The sequence below is a fragment of the Thioclava sp. GXIMD4215 genome (genome assembly GCF_045291555.1).
In the GTDB taxonomy this organism is placed as follows: Bacteria; Pseudomonadota; Alphaproteobacteria; order Rhodobacterales; family Rhodobacteraceae; genus Thioclava; species Thioclava litoralis.
Map to the genome: position 1 here is coordinate 1,830,409 of NZ_CP149515.1, position 15,896 is coordinate 1,846,304.

Below are 15,896 nucleotides of genomic sequence, written 5' to 3' on the forward strand. Positions count from 1 at the left end.
GCTTTTTATTTAGAAATCAAGGTTTTCGACGTTCAGCGCATTTTGCTGGATAAAGTCGCGGCGGGGTTCGACCACATCGCCCATCAGCTTGGTGAAGATGTCATCGGCCTCGGCCACATCATCCACTTTCACCTGCAACAGCGTCCGCGCCGAGGGGTCCAGCGTGGTTTCCCACAGCTGCTCGGGGTTCATCTCGCCCAAGCCTTTATAGCGCTGCAAGGACAGACCTTTTTCGCCCTCTTGCAGGATCGCGTTCAGAAGTTCCAGCGGGCCGTGGATCAGCTGGTGACGGTCCTTGCGGTGCAGGCGGGCGGGCTTGCCATAGATGTCCTGCAGCGCCTTCGTATGCGCGCCAAGGCGGCGGCTTTCACCGGTGCGCATGACCTGACCATCCAGCGTGCGGACCTCTTCGACACCGCGCAGAATGCGGGTCAGGCGCAGCCCGTGATCTTGGGTCTGACGGCCCTGCCAGCCACGCTCGTATTCCAGCGCGACCAGATCAAGGCGCGAAGCCACAGCATCCGCCGTGCCCTGCGCGTCATTATCCAGCACGCCCGGCACCATCGCACCGGCGATTGCGGCCTGTTCAAGGATGTGGCGCGGATAAAGCGTCGGGAAGGTGCCAAGGATACGCTTGATCACGCGCGCCTCTTCGACCACACGCTGCAGGTCATTGCCGACGATTTCTTCGCCCGTGCCCAGCTTCAGCACAGCCCCCTCAACCCCTTGGGCAATCAGATAATCTTCCAGCGCGTTCTGGTCCTTGAGGTAAACCTCGGACTTGCCGCGTGCGACCTTATACAGCGGCGGCTGCGCGATATAGAGATAGCCGCGTTCGATCAGTTCCGGCATCTGGCGGAAGAAGAAGGTCAGCAGCAGGGTGCGGATATGGGCGCCGTCGACATCCGCATCGGTCATGATGATGATCTTGTGATAGCGCAGCTTGTCGATATTGAACTCGTCGCGGCCAATGCCGGTGCCAAGCGCGGTGATCAGCGTCCCGATCTGGTCCGACGACAGCATCCGGTCAAACCGCGCGCGTTCCACGTTGAGGATCTTACCACGCAGCGGCAGCACCGCCTGATTTTTCCGCTCGCGCCCCTGTTTGGCCGAACCACCTGCCGAGTCACCCTCGACGAGGAAGACTTCGGACAGAGCGGGGTCTTTTTCCTGACAATCCGCCAGTTTCCCCGGAAGCGAGGCGACATCCATCGCCGTCTTGCGCCGCGTCAGCTCGCGCGCTTTGCGGGCGGCTTCACGGGCAAGGGCTGCCTCGATGATCTTGCCAACGATCTGCTTGGCCTCGGCGGGATGCTCTTCGAACCATTCGCCCAGCTTCTCGTTCACGAGGTTCTCGACCGCAGGCCGGACCTCGGAGGAGACCAGCTTGTCCTTGGTCTGGCTGGAGAATTTCGGGTCCGGCACTTTCACCGACAGCACGCAGGTCAGGCCTTCGCGGGCGTCATCGCCGGTAAAGTTGACCTTTTCCTTTTTGGCGATGCCAGACGACTGCGCGTAATTGTTGATGGTGCGGGTCAGCGCGCCACGGAAGCCCGCCATATGGGTGCCGCCATCGCGCTGGGGGATGTTGTTGGTAAAGGGCAGCACGGTCTCGTGGTAGCTGTCATTCCACCACAGCGCGACCTCGACGCCAATGCCGTTCACCTCACCGATCATATAGACAGGGCTATCCATCACGGGGGTCTTCGAGCGGTCGAGATATTTCACGAATTCCCGCACGCCACCGTCATAATGCAGCTCGGACTTCAGCGGCTCGGCGGGGCGCTCGTCTTCGACGATGATCCGCACGCCGGAATTCAGGAAGGCCAGCTCGCGCAGGCGTTTTTCCAGCGTTTCAAAGCTGTAATCGAGGTTCGAGAAGGTGCCCTCGGGGTCGGTTTCCTTGTTCGACGCAAGGAAGCGCACCTCGGTGCCGCGGCCGCCGACCTCTTCGCCCACAACATGGACATGCTCGACGCATTCGCCCTTTTCGAAACGGGCCTTGTAGATCTTGTCATCGCGCCAGACGGTCAGCTCCAGCCAGTCGGAAAGCGCGTTCACCACCGACACGCCCACACCGTGCAGACCGCCCGAAACCTTATAGGCATTGCCGTCGGTATCGGTATTGTTGAACTTACCGCCCGCATGCAGCTGGGTCATGATGACCTCGGCCGCCGAGACGCCCTCTTCATGGTGCATATCGACCGGAATCCCGCGCCCGTTATCGCGCACCGAAACCGAGCTATCGGCGTGGATTTTCACATGCACATAGTCGGCATAATTGGCCAGAGCCTCGTCGATACCGTTATCGACGACCTCATAGACCATGTGATGCAGGCCCGACCCGTCATCCGTATCCCCGATATACATGCCGGGGCGTTTCCGCACAGCTTCCAACCCCTTCAAAACCTTGATGGAATCGGCGCCATATTCGGATTTCTTGACGTGTTCTTCGGTCATGCCTGCTCGTCCTTATTTACGTGCATGATTTATAGAAGTTTCGGGCCACAATGTCACGCCTTAGCCTCAAGTTTCGGGGCTTTCTTACGGGGGATGCAGGGGCTTCAGAGAAAGGCGATCACGATGGCGACGACAATCATCAGGCTGCCGGCAATGCGGTTCAGGCGGGCCATTGCCCGAGGGCTCGAAAGCAGCCTGCGCACCTGCCCGACACAGGCCGCGAGGATCAGATTGCCGATCATGGGAACAAGGGCCGATAACAGCGCGATGGCGGCCACATCCAGCGCCGTCAGCGCATCAAGCGTAAAAAAGCCCGGCACGACGCCCATATAGAACAGGATCGCTTTCGGGTTGCCCAGAATGGCGACGATCCCCACAAGGAAGCCCGCCCAGCGGCCGGGTCGGGTGAGCGTGCTGTTTTTCGAGATGCCTGCCTTGGCATGGCCGATCATCAGGCAGCCCATAACGCCAAACATCCCCACCGCCACCCAGCGCAGGATGTCGAGAAAGCCGGTGACATGGCCCACCACCCAACTCATGCCGACAAGGGCAAGGATGGACCAGAAGGCGTCGCCCAACGCCACACCCAGCGCCAGCGGCCATGCGGCGGCAAACCCGCCCGAAACCGTGCGCGCCAGCATGGCCAGCCAGACGGGGCCGGGCGTCAGGAAGACCACCAGAAGCGCCCCCGAATAGAACAGGGCCTGTTGCAGGGTGATGCTCATACAGGCAGTCTCAGGCTGCCATCGGCCTCAAGCGGCCAGAAGGGGTTCATCGCGATTTCCCAGACATGGCCATCGGGGTCGGCCCAATAGCCGGAATAGCCGCCCCAGAAGACCTTTTCGGGGTGTTTGAGGGCGGTCGCACCTGCGGCCAAAGCGGCGGCGAAGGCCGCATCCACTTCCGCCTCTGTGTCGAAATTCTGGGCCAAAGTGACCGCGCCCGTGCCCAAGGAAGCCCCCTCGCGGCCCTGATCCTTGGCCAGATCATCGCGCCCGAAGAGTGCAAGCCCCTGACCATGCATCTGATAGAAGGCCACGCCCTCCTGCTGCGCGGCAGGCACCCAGCCAAGACGCGCGTAAAAGGCGCAGGACGCGGCAAGGTCTGCCACGCCCAAGGTGATCAGCGTGACGCGCTGCAGGGGGTAGGTCATGGCACTTCCTCCAGAATCGAGGTCGCGGCATCCTCCGAGACCTGCAAATACTGCCCACGCGGGCCCAAAGCGTCAAACAGCGCGCGTTCGGTGCCCGTCATGAACACCTGCGCCTTCAGCGCACAGATTTCATCGTAAAGCGCCGCACGGCGGGCAGGGTCCAGATGGGCCGAGACCTCATCCAGCAAAACGATGGCCGGTGCCCCGTCGATGGCACGGGCATTGGCCAGCACCAAAGACAGCAAAAGCGCCTTCTGCTCGCCCGTCGAGACCTGATCGGCGGGCATGGATTTGGCGCTATAGATCGCCTGAAGATCGGCGCGATGCGGGCCTTCCAGCGTGCGTCCGGCAGCCATATCGCGGCGGCGGGTTTCGGCCCAGTAAAGCGGCAGGTCGCCCACATCATCCCCGATGATCGACAGATCGGCGGCAGGAAAGGCCGTTTGCGCCGCGTCTTGGGCCTGCGCGATACGAGCCAGCGCGGCGGTCCGCGCGCCACGGATATCGGCTGCGGCCTCGGCCATACGGGCCTCAAGCACCTGATACCAATGGGCATCCCCTGCCCCGTCTTTCAACAGACGATTGCGTTCGCGCATGGCCTTTTCATAGGCCAGACTGGCTTCGGCATGATCGGGAAAGAACGACAGGGTGATCCGGTCCAGAAAACGACGCCGTCCTTCGGGGGCCTCGATCCACAGACGGTCCATCGCGGGCACCAGCCACTGGATACGCACAAGCCGCCCCAAGGCCGTCTGCGGCACAAGTTTCCCATCCACCCGCACCTGACGCGGCTGGGCGGGGGCGGCTTCTGTCAGGATATCGTGACCGGAAAGCTGCGCGGTGATCTTCCAGCCGACAGCCTCTGCGCGGCGCATCAGGTCAGGGGCCTGCGCACGGCGCAGCCCGCGGCCCGGAGACAGCAGGGAAATGGCCTCGAGAATATTGGTCTTGCCCGCCCCGTTGGCCCCGAAAATCGCGACAGGGCGTGTATCAGGGGTCAGAACGGCACGACGATGCGACCGGAACTGATAGAGGCTCAGGTCCGATAGCATCGCGGGAATTCTTGAAAAACGCGGATCTTACACACGCATCGGCATGACGACATAGACCGCCGATGTATCGCCACCTTCGCGCATCAGGGTCGGGTCGCCCGAGGAATTGAACAGGAAGACGGCATTCTCGCGGTCGACCTGATTGGCGATTTCCAGCAGGTATTTCGCGTTGAACCCGATTTCCAGACGCTCGTCGGCATAGGCCACGACCAGCTCTTCCTCGGCGGCACCGGCATCGGGGGCATTGACCGACAGCACCAGCTTATCGGCATCCAGCGTCAGCTTCACCGCACGCGAACGTTCCGACGACACAGTCGCCACACGGTCCACCGCCTTGGCGAATTCGCTCGCATCCACTTCCAGACGGCGGGTATTGCCCATCGGGATGACGCGCGTGTAATCGGGGAAGGTGCCATCGATGACCTTGGAGGTCAGCGTGATGCGCGGCGTGGCGAAACGCACCTTGGTTTCCGAGACCGAGACTTCGATCGGGGTCTCTTCATCATCCAGCAATTTGCGCAGCTCGCCCACGGTCTTACGCGGCACGATCACCCCCGGCATGCCCTCGGCACCCGCAGGAAGCGGCGCATCGATGCGGGCCAGACGGTGACCGTCGGTCGCCACGGCGCGCAGCATCTGGCCTTCTTCGGCGGTGGCCACATGCAGATAGACGCCGTTCAGATAATAGCGGGTCTCTTCGGTGGAGATCGCGAAACGCGACTTCTCGAACAGGCGCTTCAGCTCGCCCGCCTTGGCGGTGAAATTCGCGGTGTAATCCGAGCTGGCCATCACAGGGAAATCCTCGCGCGGCAGAGTCGCCAGCGTGAAACTCGACCGGCCCGCCTCGATCACCAGACGCCCAGACGCCGGATCATCCATCAAGGTCACCAGCGCCCCATCGGGAAGTTTGCGCACGATTTCATGCAGCATCACGGCAGAAACGGTCGTAGCACCCGCCTTTTCGACCTGCGCGGGGGCACGGTCAACCACCTCGATATCGAGATCGGTCGCACGGAAAGAGATCGTGCTTCCCTCGGCCTCGATCAGCACATTGGCCAGAATCGGGATCGTGTTACGGCGCTCGACAACCGATTGCGCTTGCGCGACGGCTTTCAACAGCTCTGCGCGTTCGATGCTGATCTTCATTTCAATCCCTCACGGCTGTCCGGACCGTGACGTTACCATCTAAGACACCGGACACAAGATTTTTTGCGACAATCACTCGCAAAGCCCGACAGGTCAAGAGACCCGCCCGTTTTCCCGCAGATTTTGCTTAGTTTTCCAGAAGACGGCGCAGAAGATCGATATCCTCGGCCAGCTGGCGGTCATCGCCCTTCAGCTCTTCGATCTTGCGGATACCATGCATGATGGTCGTGTGATCACGGCCACCGAACCGACGCCCGATATCGGGCAGCGAGCGGGTGGTCAGCTGCTTAGACAGATACATCGCCACCTGACGCGGACGCGCGATGGTGCGCACGCGCTTCGGCCCGATCATATCGGCCAAGCGGACGTTATAATGTTCGGCCACTTTGCGCTGGATCTCTTCGATGGTGACCTTGCGGTCCGAGGTGCGCAGGATATCGGTCAGACATTCCTGAGCCAGATCGAGCGTGATCTCGCGGCCCACCAGCGAGGCGAAGGCGAAAAGACGGGTCAGTGCGCCTTCCAGCACGCGCACGTTGGTCGAGATGCGATGCGCGAGGAATTCCAGAACGCCATCGGCAATCATCAGGCCCGGATATTGCAGGCGGTAGTTTTCGGTCTTGGTCTGCAGGATACCGAGGCGGAGTTCGTAATCGGTCGGGTGCAGGTCCACCACAAGGCCGCATTGCAGGCGCGATTTGATCCGCTCTTCCAGTTCCTTGATCTCGCCCGGCGCGCGGTCGGCGGAAATCACGATCTGCTTGCCCTGATCGACCAGCGCGTTGAACGTGTGGAAGAATTCTTCCTGGGTCGAATCCTTGCCCGCGATGAATTGCACGTCATCCACCATCAGCACATCGACCGAGCGGAACATCTCCTTGAAATCCATGATCTGACGCTCGCGCAGGGCCTGCACGAAACGATACATGAATTGCTCGGCCGAGAGATAGAGCACGCGCAGATCAGGGCGCTTGGTCTGGAGCTCGTGGGCGATGGCATGCATCAGGTGCGTCTTACCAAGACCGACGCCACCGTAAAGGAACAGCGGGTTGAATGTCACCACGCCGCCTTCGGCCACACGACGGGCCGCAGCATGAGCCAGCTCGTTCGGCTTGCCGACCACGAATGTGTCGAAGGTAAAGCGCTGATCCAGCGGTGCACCGGGAAGATCATCGTCCTGCGTCTGGGCAAGACGCGGCTTGATCGAGGCAATACGGGGCGAATTGCTGACAGTGGTGGCCTGCGCAACAGGATTGGCGGAATTGGCCGGACGGATCATCGGTGCCGTGGACACGCGCAGATCGATACGTTCGACAATGATCCCGAATTTGCGCAGCTCGTTCTGGATCGCTTCGGAAAAGTTCCGCTGGACCCAGTCACGCATGAATTTCGTCGGTGCTTCAAAGGCGGCGATGCCGTCTTCGACTTCAATGACCTTTAGCGGTGCAATCCAGGTGAGGAAGTTGTTCTTCCCAACGCTTTTCTGGAGTTCATCACAGACCCGCCCCCAAGTATCTTCGGTCATCATTCTTGCCCATTTTTATCACACCATTAGACCAACCTCTCTCGGAAAATACGACCCAACACGCCAAACACATTTTGGCGCGTGGTGCATTTTCTGCACTTAGGACAAAGCTATCCGGCCCGCTAAAGCAGACTTCGACAGAGTCGAAATGTGGGAGGTGGCAGTCCTCCAGCATCGGAATCGCATCTTTCCAGCCTGTATCGTCCGGTTGTTATCCTTGTCGTGGCAGACGTTATTGTCCGGTCCGGCTAGGTTAAGATGCGTCAGTCCCCCGAGGCGACGTTGATCGCTCAGTGAAACTACCCCGCCCCGCTAACGAGTCGCAACAGAACTTCACGCTTGACTCCTGATTGCGTGAATCGAATCTGCCACAAAGGTGTCATGTTGCATTTCGGACATATCATGACCTTGAAAACATTATGAAAAACAAAAAAGGCGCCAGAAATGGCGCCTTTTTATCTTGTCTTGAAAAGGGAATCGCTTAGGCGTTCAGGGCCTTCACGCGTGCCGCCAGACGGGACACTTTACGCGAGGCGGTGTTCTTGTGAACCACGCCTTTGACAACGCCACGCATCAGTTCCGGTTGCGCCACTTTCAGAGCTTCCTGAGCCGCTGCGTAGTCGCCCGAAGCAATAGCTTCCTCGACTTTACGGATGAAGGTACGGATGCGCGAACGACGGGCTTTGTTGATGTCGTTGCGACGCTCGTTCTGACGTGCGCGCTTTTTGGACTGGAGCGTATTTGCCATGTGTGTTTCCACTTTCGGGTTTGTTACAATATCTGTTGCACGACAAAACCCGGGCACACCAGTGAACCGGTCGATTCTAGCCTAAGCGGGCTCCACGCGCATGTGAAGGCTGCCTATAAGGCAATTCTGTCCGCTTGGGAAGCCCCAAATGCAAAGCCGGACCCAGAGGCCCGGCTTCAGGAACGAATGGCCGCTCTTATTTGTCGCGGAATTGCGGCTCGCGCTTTTCAAGGAAGGCCGCCATGCCCTCTTTCTGGTCTTCCGTTGCAAAGAGCGCGTGGAACATGCGTTTTTCGAACAGAAGCCCTTCACGCAGCGTGGTTTCGTAAGAGCGGTTGACCGCCTCTTTGACAACCATTGCGGAAATCTGGGATTTTTCGGCGATCTTGGCTGCGGCGGCCATCGCTTCGGAAACCAGTTTGGCGGCAGGCACCACGCGGCTGACCAGCCCTGAACGCTCGGCTTCTTCGGCATCCATGAAGCGCCCCGTCAGATGCATGTCCATCGCTTTGGATTTGCCGACGAAACGGGTCAGACGCTGGGTGCCGCCGATACCGGCGCAAATGCCGAGATTGATCTCGGGCTGACCGAATTTCGCGTTATCGGCGCAGATAATGAAGTCGCACATCATGGCCAATTCGCAGCCGCCGCCCAAGGCATAGCCGGACACGGCCGCAATCACCGGCTTACGGGTGCGCAGGAAATCCTCGGTCGTATCGCCGAAGAAATCGGCCTTGAACATGCCGACGAAGCCCTTCTCGGACATTTCTTTGATATCGGCACCGGCGGCAAAGGCCTTCTCGGAGCCGGTGATGACAATGGCGCGGACCTTGTCATTCGCGTCAAGGCTCGACAGCGCGTCGCCCAGCTCCCCCAGCAGAACGGAGTTCAGCGCATTCAGCGCCTCCGGTCGGTTCAGCCGGACGAGGGCAACATTATCTTCGATCTCGACGATCAGCGTCTGGTAGGCCATGTGGCAGCGCCTTTCCTTTTCATCAGATCGAAGTCCTAACAAAACCGGCCCATATATCAAGTCAACTCTCACGCCCGTGATGGGTTCAGCGCTGGCAATGCGCACAATAAAAGCTGGATCGCCCCGATTGCACGATACGGAGCACAGGCTGCCCGCAACTGCGGCAGGGCTGCCCCTCGCGGCCATAAACCTTGAACCGGTGTTGGAAATATCCAAGCTCCCCATCCGCCTGCCGGTGGTCGCGCAGCGATGAGCCGCCCGCGTCGATCGCCTCTGCCAGAACCTCGCGGATGATTGCGACAAGAGGCCGCAGCCGCTTCTCGGCAATCTGGCGCCCCTGACGGCGCGGATCTATGCCTGCGCGGAACAGAACCTCGCAGACATAGATATTGCCAAGCCCCGCAACAATCGCCTGATCCAGCAAGAGCGTCTTGATCGGGCTGGCCCGTCCGCGCAGCTTGGTCGTCAGGTAATCCTCGCTCAGCTGGTTGCTGAAGGGCTCCGGCCCCAGTTTTTCCAGCAACCAATAGCTGTCCTCGGCCTCGGTCGGAAACAGATCCATCGCCCCGAAGCGCCGTGCATCGTTGAAGGTGACGCGCCCGCCGCCTTCCATATGGAAGACGATATGGTCGTGTTTCTGGGGCGTCGGGTGGTCGATGACAAAGTCACCCAAAGCCACGCCCGAGACCAGCATCCGCCCCGACATGCCGAGATGGATCAGCAGCGTCTCGCCACGGTCCAGATCGGCAAGGATATATTTCGACCGCCGACGCAACCGCAGCACCCGTGCGCCGGTCAGCCGCGCGGCCATATTCTCGGGCAGCGGCCAGCGCAGATCCGGACGATTCACCTCGGCCTTTTCAATTATGCGGCCTTCCATTGCAGGCAGAAGTCCGCGTCGGACGGTCTCTACTTCGGGAAGTTCGGGCATTGTGATCCCCCTCGCGCATTGTCACTTCTGAAACCGCCCCTATAAGAAGGGATAGATCAGACGAACCTCAAGGGGCCACGGGACAGATGACCGCAGAGCAAAGCAAAACGACCCATTTCGGCTTTCAGACCGTGGATGAAAGCCAGAAGGCCGGAATGGTGCATGGCGTATTTTCGCGCGTGGCGTCGAAATACGATATCATGAACGACCTGATGAGCATGGGCATCCACCGTATCTGGAAGGATGCGATGATGGACTGGCTTGCGCCGCGCCCGGGTCAGAAGCTGTTGGATGTGGCGGGCGGCACCGGCGATGTGGCCTTCCGTTTCCTTGGCCGCGCGCCGGGGGCCACGGCAACCGTCTGCGATATGACCGAATCGATGCTGATCGAGGGCCAGAAACGCGCCGAGGCCGAGGATATGGCCGAGCGTCTGGACTGGATCGTGGGCGATGCGATGGCCCTGCCCTTCGAGGATAACGCCTTTGATGTCTACACGATTTCCTTTGGCATCCGCAATGTGACCCGCGTTCAGGAGGCGCTGAACGAAGCCTATCGCGTCCTCAAACCCGGTGGTCGCCTGATGGTGCTGGAATTCAGCCAGATCCCCAATGACCTGATGCAGAAGGTCTATGATCTCTATTCCTTCAACATCATTCCGGTCATGGGGCAGATCGTGGCCAATGACCGCGACAGCTATCAATATCTGGTCGAATCGATCCGCAAATTCCCCGATCAGGACACCTTCCTGTCGATGATCCGCAAGGCGGGCTTCGAACAGGCCAGCTATCGCAACCTGACTATGGGCATTGCGGCGCTGCATTCGGGCTGGAAGATCTGAGATGCGGGGGCCGATCAATATCTGGCGCCTGATCCGTACGGGTGCGACCTTTATCCGCTCGCGCGCCATGCATACCGTGCTGGAGGCGATGGATGCGCCGCCACGTCTGCGGGCAGCGGCCTATGCGATTTCGGCTCCTTTTGCGTGGCTTGGTTATAAAGGGGATCCAAACCTCCCCCCGGTCACGCGGGCGATCACGGCGCTTGGACCCGCATATATCAAGTTCGGCCAGATCCTTTCGACACGCGCCGACGTTGTCGGGCCGGAAATGGCCGCCCAACTGCGTGTGTTGCAAGACCGTCTGCCGCCGTTTTCGACCGCGCTGGCAAAGCGGACAATCGAGGAAGAGTTCGAGCGCCCGATTTCCGAGATGTTTGCAGAATTTTCCGAGCCGGTAGCGGCCGCGTCGATTGCGCAGGTCCATCAGGCAACGTTGCTGCGTAATGGCGAGAAAGTGGCGGTCAAAGTCCTGCGTCCCGGAATCGAAAAGGCTTTCCGCCGTGATCTGGATGCGTTTCATTTTGTGGCAAAGTTCATCGAACGTTTTTCGCGCGCGTCGCGCCGTTTGCGTCCGACGGATGTGGTGAAGCATTTCGAACGCACCGTGATGGGCGAGCTGGATCTGCGTATGGAAGCCGCGCGTGCGTCGCAATTTGCCGCCAATACGGCAGGTGATGCAGGCTTTTCGGTGCCCAAACCCATTTGGGATATGTCGAGCCGTCGTGTGATGGTGCTGGATTGGGCCGAAGGCGTACCGATGGGCGACCCCGAAGCGATCAAGGCGGCAGGGCATGATCTGGTGGGTCTGTCGGAACGGATCTTGCAGCTTTTCCTAAGCCACGCGTTGCGCGACGGGTATTTCCACGGCGATATGCATCAGGGCAACCTGAAAGTTGCGCCAAACGGTGATATCGTCGCCTATGATTTTGGGATCATGGGGCAGATCGATGAATATACCCGCCGTGTCTATGCCGAGATCCTGATCGGGTTTATCCAGCGCGACTACCGTCGTGTGGCAGAGGTACATTTTGAAGCGGGATACGTGCCCGCAGATCGCGATGTGAACGAATTCGCACTGGCACTCCGTGCGGTGGGCGAGCCGATTTTCGGGATGGATGCGAGCCATATTTCTATGGCGCGACTTCTGGCCTATCTATTTGAAGTAACAGAACGTTTCGGGATGCCGACGCGGACGGAACTGATCTTGCTCCAGAGGTCTATGGTGGTTGCGGAAGGGGTGGCACGCTCGCTCAACCCGTCGCTGAATATGTGGCAGGCGGCCAAGCCTGCAGTCGAGACCTATATCCGCGAAAACCTTGGCCCCAAGGCTGCGTTGCAGGATGTACAACGGGCCGCAAAAGTCATTACGCGCTACAGCTCGCGCTTCCCCGACATGTTGAAAGCCTCGATCGAACGGCATTCCGAACCTCAGGATGCCGCCCCCGCCGATAAACCGCTGCACCCCGCCATTTGGGCAGGGATAGTTGCGGCGGTCTTTGTCGGGGGGGTGGCAATAGGCTTGATTGCCTGATCAGCTGGATGGCGTCCGGAGGCCGGTGATATCGGAACTGGAAACCGTTGCGCCAGAGGCCATGACCAGTTCCGTGCCGCTATCGGTGACGCGGGCCTCGACAATCCGCCCATAAGCCGGAGCCGTTTCGGTCGCGATCAGATCGCTGCCGGAATAGCTTTTCAGTTGGAAGCTATAATTGCCATATGCGGCCGTTGTGCCATCCGATTGCGTGCCGTCCCATTCTACAAAGTCATTGGTGATATCGACGGCACCGCTATAGACGGTGTTTCCATAGCTGTCTTTCACCGTCAGCACCGCAGAATCCGCACCACTTGCCGGATCGGTTTCGACAACCACCGAGTTGCCGTAATAATAGACAGGCTCTTCCGTCTTGCCGTCCATACCCACCCAATTAGCCAGTTCGGAAATGCCCATCTGTCCGATCGAACCGGCAATCGTTTCCAGCAACTGATTGGTCTGAACCTGCTGCTCTACCCCCGAGAAGGTGGCGAGTTGCACAGCATAATCTGTACTGTCCATCGGGTTAAGCGGATCTTGGTTCTGCATCTGGACCGTGAGCATTTCAAGAAATGTCTGATAGTCCGTGCTTGCAAATGTATCCGCGCTCGCCGTGGTCGAACTGCTTGTCGACGTTGTCGAGGACGTCGCGCTTGTTACGGTTGTCATGAAAAATCCTCTGTCACATTCTGAGATCCAGCCCCCCCAGCAACGAGCCGGAGCTGCGTGAGGGATTAAGATCGTTTGAAACAGGTCCCATCGTGAACGCTGTCTGTGTCCCGCGTTCAGCACGGATACGGTCGACTTGCTCGGCAAGTTCTTGGGAGTTTTTCCCACCCTGCCCCTGATCGGTAAAATTCAGATTTACATCGGTATAGCCAAGCTCCCGCAGGTCGCGGCTGAGCATATCGGCATTGCGTCGCATCAGATCGAGGGTCTCGGGCCGGTCTGCATAGATCATGACGGACATGCCCTGATCGCTATGATGCAGGACCATGCGCACTTTCCCCAACTCTTCAGGCGCAAGAGTGAGCTCGACCGAATCGTCCGAGCTATTGCTCAATGCGCGGGTGAGTTGCTGCGAAATGTTGTGCGCCGTAGCTTGCTGTAATGCAGGTTGTGCGGTTGCGGGACCCGACGTCAGATGGGTCGCGCTGGTGGCGGACAGGGTGAAGCGCAGTTGCTCGTCTTCCGTCGCCTCAGCCCCCTCTGCCGAGATCACCTGCATCTCTGCCGCTGCATTTTGCAGACTTGCCGGTGGCGCGGCCGTGGCGGCCGAGGCGCTGGTGACCGCGAAGGCGGTTTCAGGTTTGACGGTTGCCGGCGCGCCGGTCGTCATTGGTGTCTGCACACTGTCGGCATGGATTTGCTCGCGGATCTCCTTACGGGCCGTAACATATTTTTCGGCCCCCATCTGCACGTGAGCCGCGGTTTGCATGGCAAGCGACGGCTGCGTAACAGCGGCTGTGCTGGCCTGTGCCTGCGGCGTCATATCTGCCGTGCGAGCATCGATATCGCCTACCGCCTGCGAATCGCCCGTCGCTTGCGCAGCCTCTAACGAGACTTGCGGCGCGGTAGCGGGGCCGGCTGTCCGCATCGGAGCACCGGATTGGATCTTCACCTCCCCCTCGGGTGCTGCCTGGTCTGTTCCTGTCGAAGGCACCTGCGCGAGCTCGATACGTTCCGGTACCTCCAAAAGGGTCATCTCATCGGGAAGGGCGACGCTGCCGTCCTGCGGATTTTGAGCCGTAGCGAGTTGCGGCGTAGCCTGGGCCGGGCTCGACGTAACAGACAAAGAGGCTGCAGATTGCGAGATATGCGAAGCCTCGGTCGCGTGTCGTGGGAACGCGGCTGCGGTTCGAGATGCTTCCTGCATATCCTCTCCTTGCATAGCAGCGAAGGGCACGGTCTCGGACGCGGCTTTAACGTCCGAAAGTCGCGCGTCCCCCCCAGAGGCTGGATCATTCGCACTCTGCGCAGGGGCTTGGCGCACATCAGTGCTATCTGACGCGGCAATCGTCGCCTGCCTTTCGTTATGGGGAACGGACATATTCTGGAGCGGAGCGCTCTCTGGCTGTGTCAGAGCGACTGCCCTATCGTCGTCCCCAAACGCATTGGCAGGTTGTTGGTCCGCCCCTGAAACTGAGCCCAGCATGGACATCGTTTGCTCGGACGCGACCAGATCATTCTGCGTGGTCAGAGATGCGACTTTCTGCGGCTCTGCCCCCTTTGGATCAGGGTCATTTTCCGCATTAAATGTCTTGGAAGATGCCGCCTGTTTGACTTGCAGAACGGGCGCGGGGGCAATCACGTCACCGGACGGCGCGGCTTCCAAAGCGTCCGTATCTGCCGCATCTTCCGCCTGAGCGGGAAGAGCAGAAGAGGCCGGTTCTGCAATCTCTGTCTTTGGTTCGGGCAGCACTTGCGCAGAAGGCTCGGAGGCATCGCGCAACATTGGCTGGACATCGGTTCTGACCGCAGTCATGGTGCCATCCGCGCTTCGACTTTTGCCTTGCGCTAGCGTGGGCATATCTTTTGCACGCGCCCCTGCGGCTTCTGCCGGAGCAGCGCCACCTTGAGCATATGCTGAAAATTCTGCGAAAAACTCGGAGCCGCCTTCTGTCTTTGCGGCTTGGGCCGAATCGGTGCCAGCTACCTGTCCCTTTGCTGCAAAGGGGAACTGCGCTGCTAATGAGTCAAAACTGGTCATGATCCTCAAGACTTCTGCCTATGATGATCTGCATATTGCCTCAATGAGGTTACCGCTTCTTTACCGCAAGCTGGCAAAAAGGGGTGAATGCGAATGATGCGGAGAATCCCATGCAAGTCACACAGACAGGATTGCCCCTCTCTATAGAGAGTTCCCAGACGCCCCGTGCGGTCAGTGCTGAAACACAAGAGAAGATGCACAAAACGGCGCAGGCGCTGGAAGCGAGCTTTTTGTCCGAAATGCTGAAATATACCGGCCTGGGCGAAAATAAGTCTGAATTTTCAGGGGGAGTCGGTGAAGAACAATTCTCGTCTTTCCTGCGGGAAGAACAAGCCAAGGAGATGGCGAAGGCTGGTGGAATCGGCCTTGCCGAAACAATTTTCAACGCAATGCTGAAGAGGGCCCAGAATGGCTGAGAAAGATGATGCCGTGATTGAAGAGCTGATTGATCTTCTGCGAATCGAGCGTGACGTAATCCGGAAGGCAGAATTTGATGCGATGGCGGATATCGCCGCGCGCAAAGAATCGCTCCTGCTACAGGTGAAAGATATTCCAGCGCAAAAACTGCGGCGTGCACATGAGATGTCGCGGCAGAATCAGCGCCTGCTGTCGGCGGCACTGAAAGGGATACGGGCCGCGCAGATTCGTCTCTCGGCGATCCAGAAAGCGGCGCATAGTTTCGGAAGCTACGATAAATCTGGTCGTCCGCAGAGGATTGTTGGCACGCAGGGATCTATAGAGAAGCGCGCGTAAACCATTTTAATCAAATGCAATCTATCTAAGGCCGGCCACAGTGCCGGCCTTAGCATTTCGTTAGGGGAGATAGTG

Annotated in this window: 15 protein-coding genes; 4 read left to right on the forward strand and 11 right to left on the reverse strand. The window is 59.3% G+C overall.

Annotation, left to right across the window (positions count from 1 at the left end; genetic code table 11):
- Positions 1-9: 9 nt before the first annotated feature.
- The 9 genes from gyrB to mutM all read right to left on the reverse strand — a co-directional run bounded on the left by gyrB (position 10) and on the right by mutM (position 9,988).
- A complete protein-coding gene (gene gyrB, locus WDB86_RS09035) occupies positions 10-2,460 on the reverse strand; it encodes a DNA topoisomerase (ATP-hydrolyzing) subunit B (RefSeq protein ID WP_406735729.1) in 2,451 nt (816 codons plus the stop codon).
- A gap of 104 nt (positions 2,461-2,564) precedes the next feature.
- Positions 2,565-3,185, reverse strand: a complete 621-nt coding sequence (locus WDB86_RS09040; RefSeq protein ID WP_406735730.1) for a LysE family translocator — start codon at positions 3,183-3,185, stop codon at positions 2,565-2,567.
- Positions 3,182-3,613, reverse strand: a complete 432-nt coding sequence (locus WDB86_RS09045) for a VOC family protein (protein ID WP_406735731.1) — start codon at positions 3,611-3,613, stop codon at positions 3,182-3,184. Before WDB86_RS09045 ends, WDB86_RS09040 begins: the two co-directional genes overlap by 4 nt.
- Entirely contained in the window at positions 3,610-4,665 is a 1,056-nt protein-coding gene (gene recF, locus WDB86_RS09050; RefSeq protein ID WP_406735732.1) for a DNA replication/repair protein RecF, read from the reverse strand. The genes WDB86_RS09045 and recF overlap by 4 nt, the downstream gene beginning before the upstream one ends.
- 27 nt (positions 4,666-4,692) lie before the next feature.
- Entirely contained in the window at positions 4,693-5,811 is a 1,119-nt protein-coding gene (gene dnaN, locus WDB86_RS09055) for a DNA polymerase III subunit beta (protein ID WP_339108794.1), read from the reverse strand.
- Between the two features lie 127 nt (positions 5,812-5,938).
- Positions 5,939-7,339: a chromosomal replication initiator protein DnaA gene (gene dnaA, locus WDB86_RS09060; RefSeq protein WP_406735733.1), complete on the reverse strand. Its 1,401-nt coding sequence runs from the start codon at positions 7,337-7,339 to the stop codon at positions 5,939-5,941.
- Between the two features lie 478 nt (positions 7,340-7,817).
- The gene (gene rpsT, locus WDB86_RS09065) at positions 7,818-8,084 is read right to left on the reverse strand and encodes a 30S ribosomal protein S20 (RefSeq protein ID WP_339108793.1); all 267 of its coding nucleotides are present in this window, start codon (positions 8,082-8,084) and stop codon (positions 7,818-7,820) included.
- 196 nt (positions 8,085-8,280) lie between these two features.
- Positions 8,281-9,057 (reverse strand): enoyl-CoA hydratase, encoded by a 777-nt coding sequence (locus WDB86_RS09070; protein WP_339108792.1) that lies wholly within the window; start codon positions 9,055-9,057, stop codon positions 8,281-8,283.
- Between the two features lie 85 nt (positions 9,058-9,142).
- Positions 9,143-9,988, reverse strand: a complete 846-nt coding sequence (gene mutM / locus WDB86_RS09075; RefSeq protein WP_339108791.1) for a bifunctional DNA-formamidopyrimidine glycosylase/DNA-(apurinic or apyrimidinic site) lyase — start codon at positions 9,986-9,988, stop codon at positions 9,143-9,145.
- An 86-nt stretch (positions 9,989-10,074) separates the two neighbouring features.
- Between mutM and ubiE the strand changes: the two genes are divergently transcribed.
- Together ubiE and ubiB are read left to right on the forward strand one after the other, a co-directional pair.
- On the forward strand, positions 10,075-10,827 hold the full coding sequence (gene ubiE, locus WDB86_RS09080) for a bifunctional demethylmenaquinone methyltransferase/2-methoxy-6-polyprenyl-1,4-benzoquinol methylase UbiE (protein ID WP_339108790.1): 753 nt from the start codon (positions 10,075-10,077) through the stop codon (positions 10,825-10,827).
- 1 nt (position 10,828) lies between these two features.
- The gene (gene ubiB / locus WDB86_RS09085; protein WP_406735734.1) at positions 10,829-12,358 is read left to right on the forward strand and encodes a 2-polyprenylphenol 6-hydroxylase; all 1,530 of its coding nucleotides are present in this window, start codon (positions 10,829-10,831) and stop codon (positions 12,356-12,358) included.
- Here ubiB and WDB86_RS09090 read toward each other — a convergent pair whose 3' ends face one another.
- Positions 12,359-13,027, reverse strand: coding sequence for a flagellar hook capping FlgD N-terminal domain-containing protein (locus WDB86_RS09090; protein ID WP_339108788.1), 669 nt, complete (start codon positions 13,025-13,027; stop codon positions 12,359-12,361).
- A 13-nt stretch (positions 13,028-13,040) separates the two neighbouring features.
- Positions 13,041-15,068: a flagellar hook-length control protein FliK gene (locus WDB86_RS09095; RefSeq protein WP_406735735.1), complete on the reverse strand. Its 2,028-nt coding sequence runs from the start codon at positions 15,066-15,068 to the stop codon at positions 13,041-13,043.
- 110 nt (positions 15,069-15,178) lie between these two features.
- Here WDB86_RS09095 and WDB86_RS09100 point away from each other — a divergent pair, with 110 nt between their 5' ends.
- Positions 15,179-15,484 (forward strand): rod-binding protein, encoded by a 306-nt coding sequence (locus WDB86_RS09100; protein WP_339108786.1) that lies wholly within the window; start codon positions 15,179-15,181, stop codon positions 15,482-15,484.
- Positions 15,477-15,821 (forward strand): hypothetical protein, encoded by a 345-nt coding sequence (locus tag WDB86_RS09105; RefSeq protein ID WP_339108785.1) that lies wholly within the window; start codon positions 15,477-15,479, stop codon positions 15,819-15,821. The genes WDB86_RS09100 and WDB86_RS09105 overlap by 8 nt, the downstream gene beginning before the upstream one ends.
- The last annotated feature ends 75 nt before the right edge of the window (positions 15,822-15,896 follow it).

Bases quoted from the DNA above. Each gene is read 5' to 3' on its own strand.
- gyrB (WP_406735729.1), bottom strand. From the start codon at position 2,460: ATGACCGAAGAACACGTCAAGAAATCCGAATATGGCGCCGATTCCATC.
- WDB86_RS09040 (WP_406735730.1), bottom strand. From the start codon at position 3,185: ATGAGCATCACCCTGCAACAGGCCCTGTTCTATTCGGGGGCGCTTCTG.
- WDB86_RS09045 (WP_406735731.1), bottom strand. From the start codon at position 3,613: ATGACCTACCCCCTGCAGCGCGTCACGCTGATCACCTTGGGCGTGGCA.
- recF (WP_406735732.1), bottom strand. From the start codon at position 4,665: ATGCTATCGGACCTGAGCCTCTATCAGTTCCGGTCGCATCGTCGTGCC.
- dnaN (WP_339108794.1), bottom strand. From the start codon at position 5,811: ATGAAGATCAGCATCGAACGCGCAGAGCTGTTGAAAGCCGTCGCGCAA.
- dnaA (WP_406735733.1), bottom strand. From the start codon at position 7,339: ATGATGACCGAAGATACTTGGGGGCGGGTCTGTGATGAACTCCAGAAA.
- rpsT (WP_339108793.1), bottom strand. From the start codon at position 8,084: ATGGCAAATACGCTCCAGTCCAAAAAGCGCGCACGTCAGAACGAGCGT.
- WDB86_RS09070 (WP_339108792.1), bottom strand. From the start codon at position 9,057: ATGGCCTACCAGACGCTGATCGTCGAGATCGAAGATAATGTTGCCCTC.
- mutM (WP_339108791.1), bottom strand. From the start codon at position 9,988: ATGCCCGAACTTCCCGAAGTAGAGACCGTCCGACGCGGACTTCTGCCT.
- ubiE (WP_339108790.1), top strand. From the start codon at position 10,075: ATGACCGCAGAGCAAAGCAAAACGACCCATTTCGGCTTTCAGACCGTG.
- ubiB (WP_406735734.1), top strand. From the start codon at position 10,829: ATGCGGGGGCCGATCAATATCTGGCGCCTGATCCGTACGGGTGCGACC.
- WDB86_RS09090 (WP_339108788.1), bottom strand. From the start codon at position 13,027: ATGACAACCGTAACAAGCGCGACGTCCTCGACAACGTCGACAAGCAGT.
- WDB86_RS09095 (WP_406735735.1), bottom strand. From the start codon at position 15,068: ATGACCAGTTTTGACTCATTAGCAGCGCAGTTCCCCTTTGCAGCAAAG.
- WDB86_RS09100 (WP_339108786.1), top strand. From the start codon at position 15,179: ATGCAAGTCACACAGACAGGATTGCCCCTCTCTATAGAGAGTTCCCAG.
- WDB86_RS09105 (WP_339108785.1), top strand. From the start codon at position 15,477: ATGGCTGAGAAAGATGATGCCGTGATTGAAGAGCTGATTGATCTTCTG.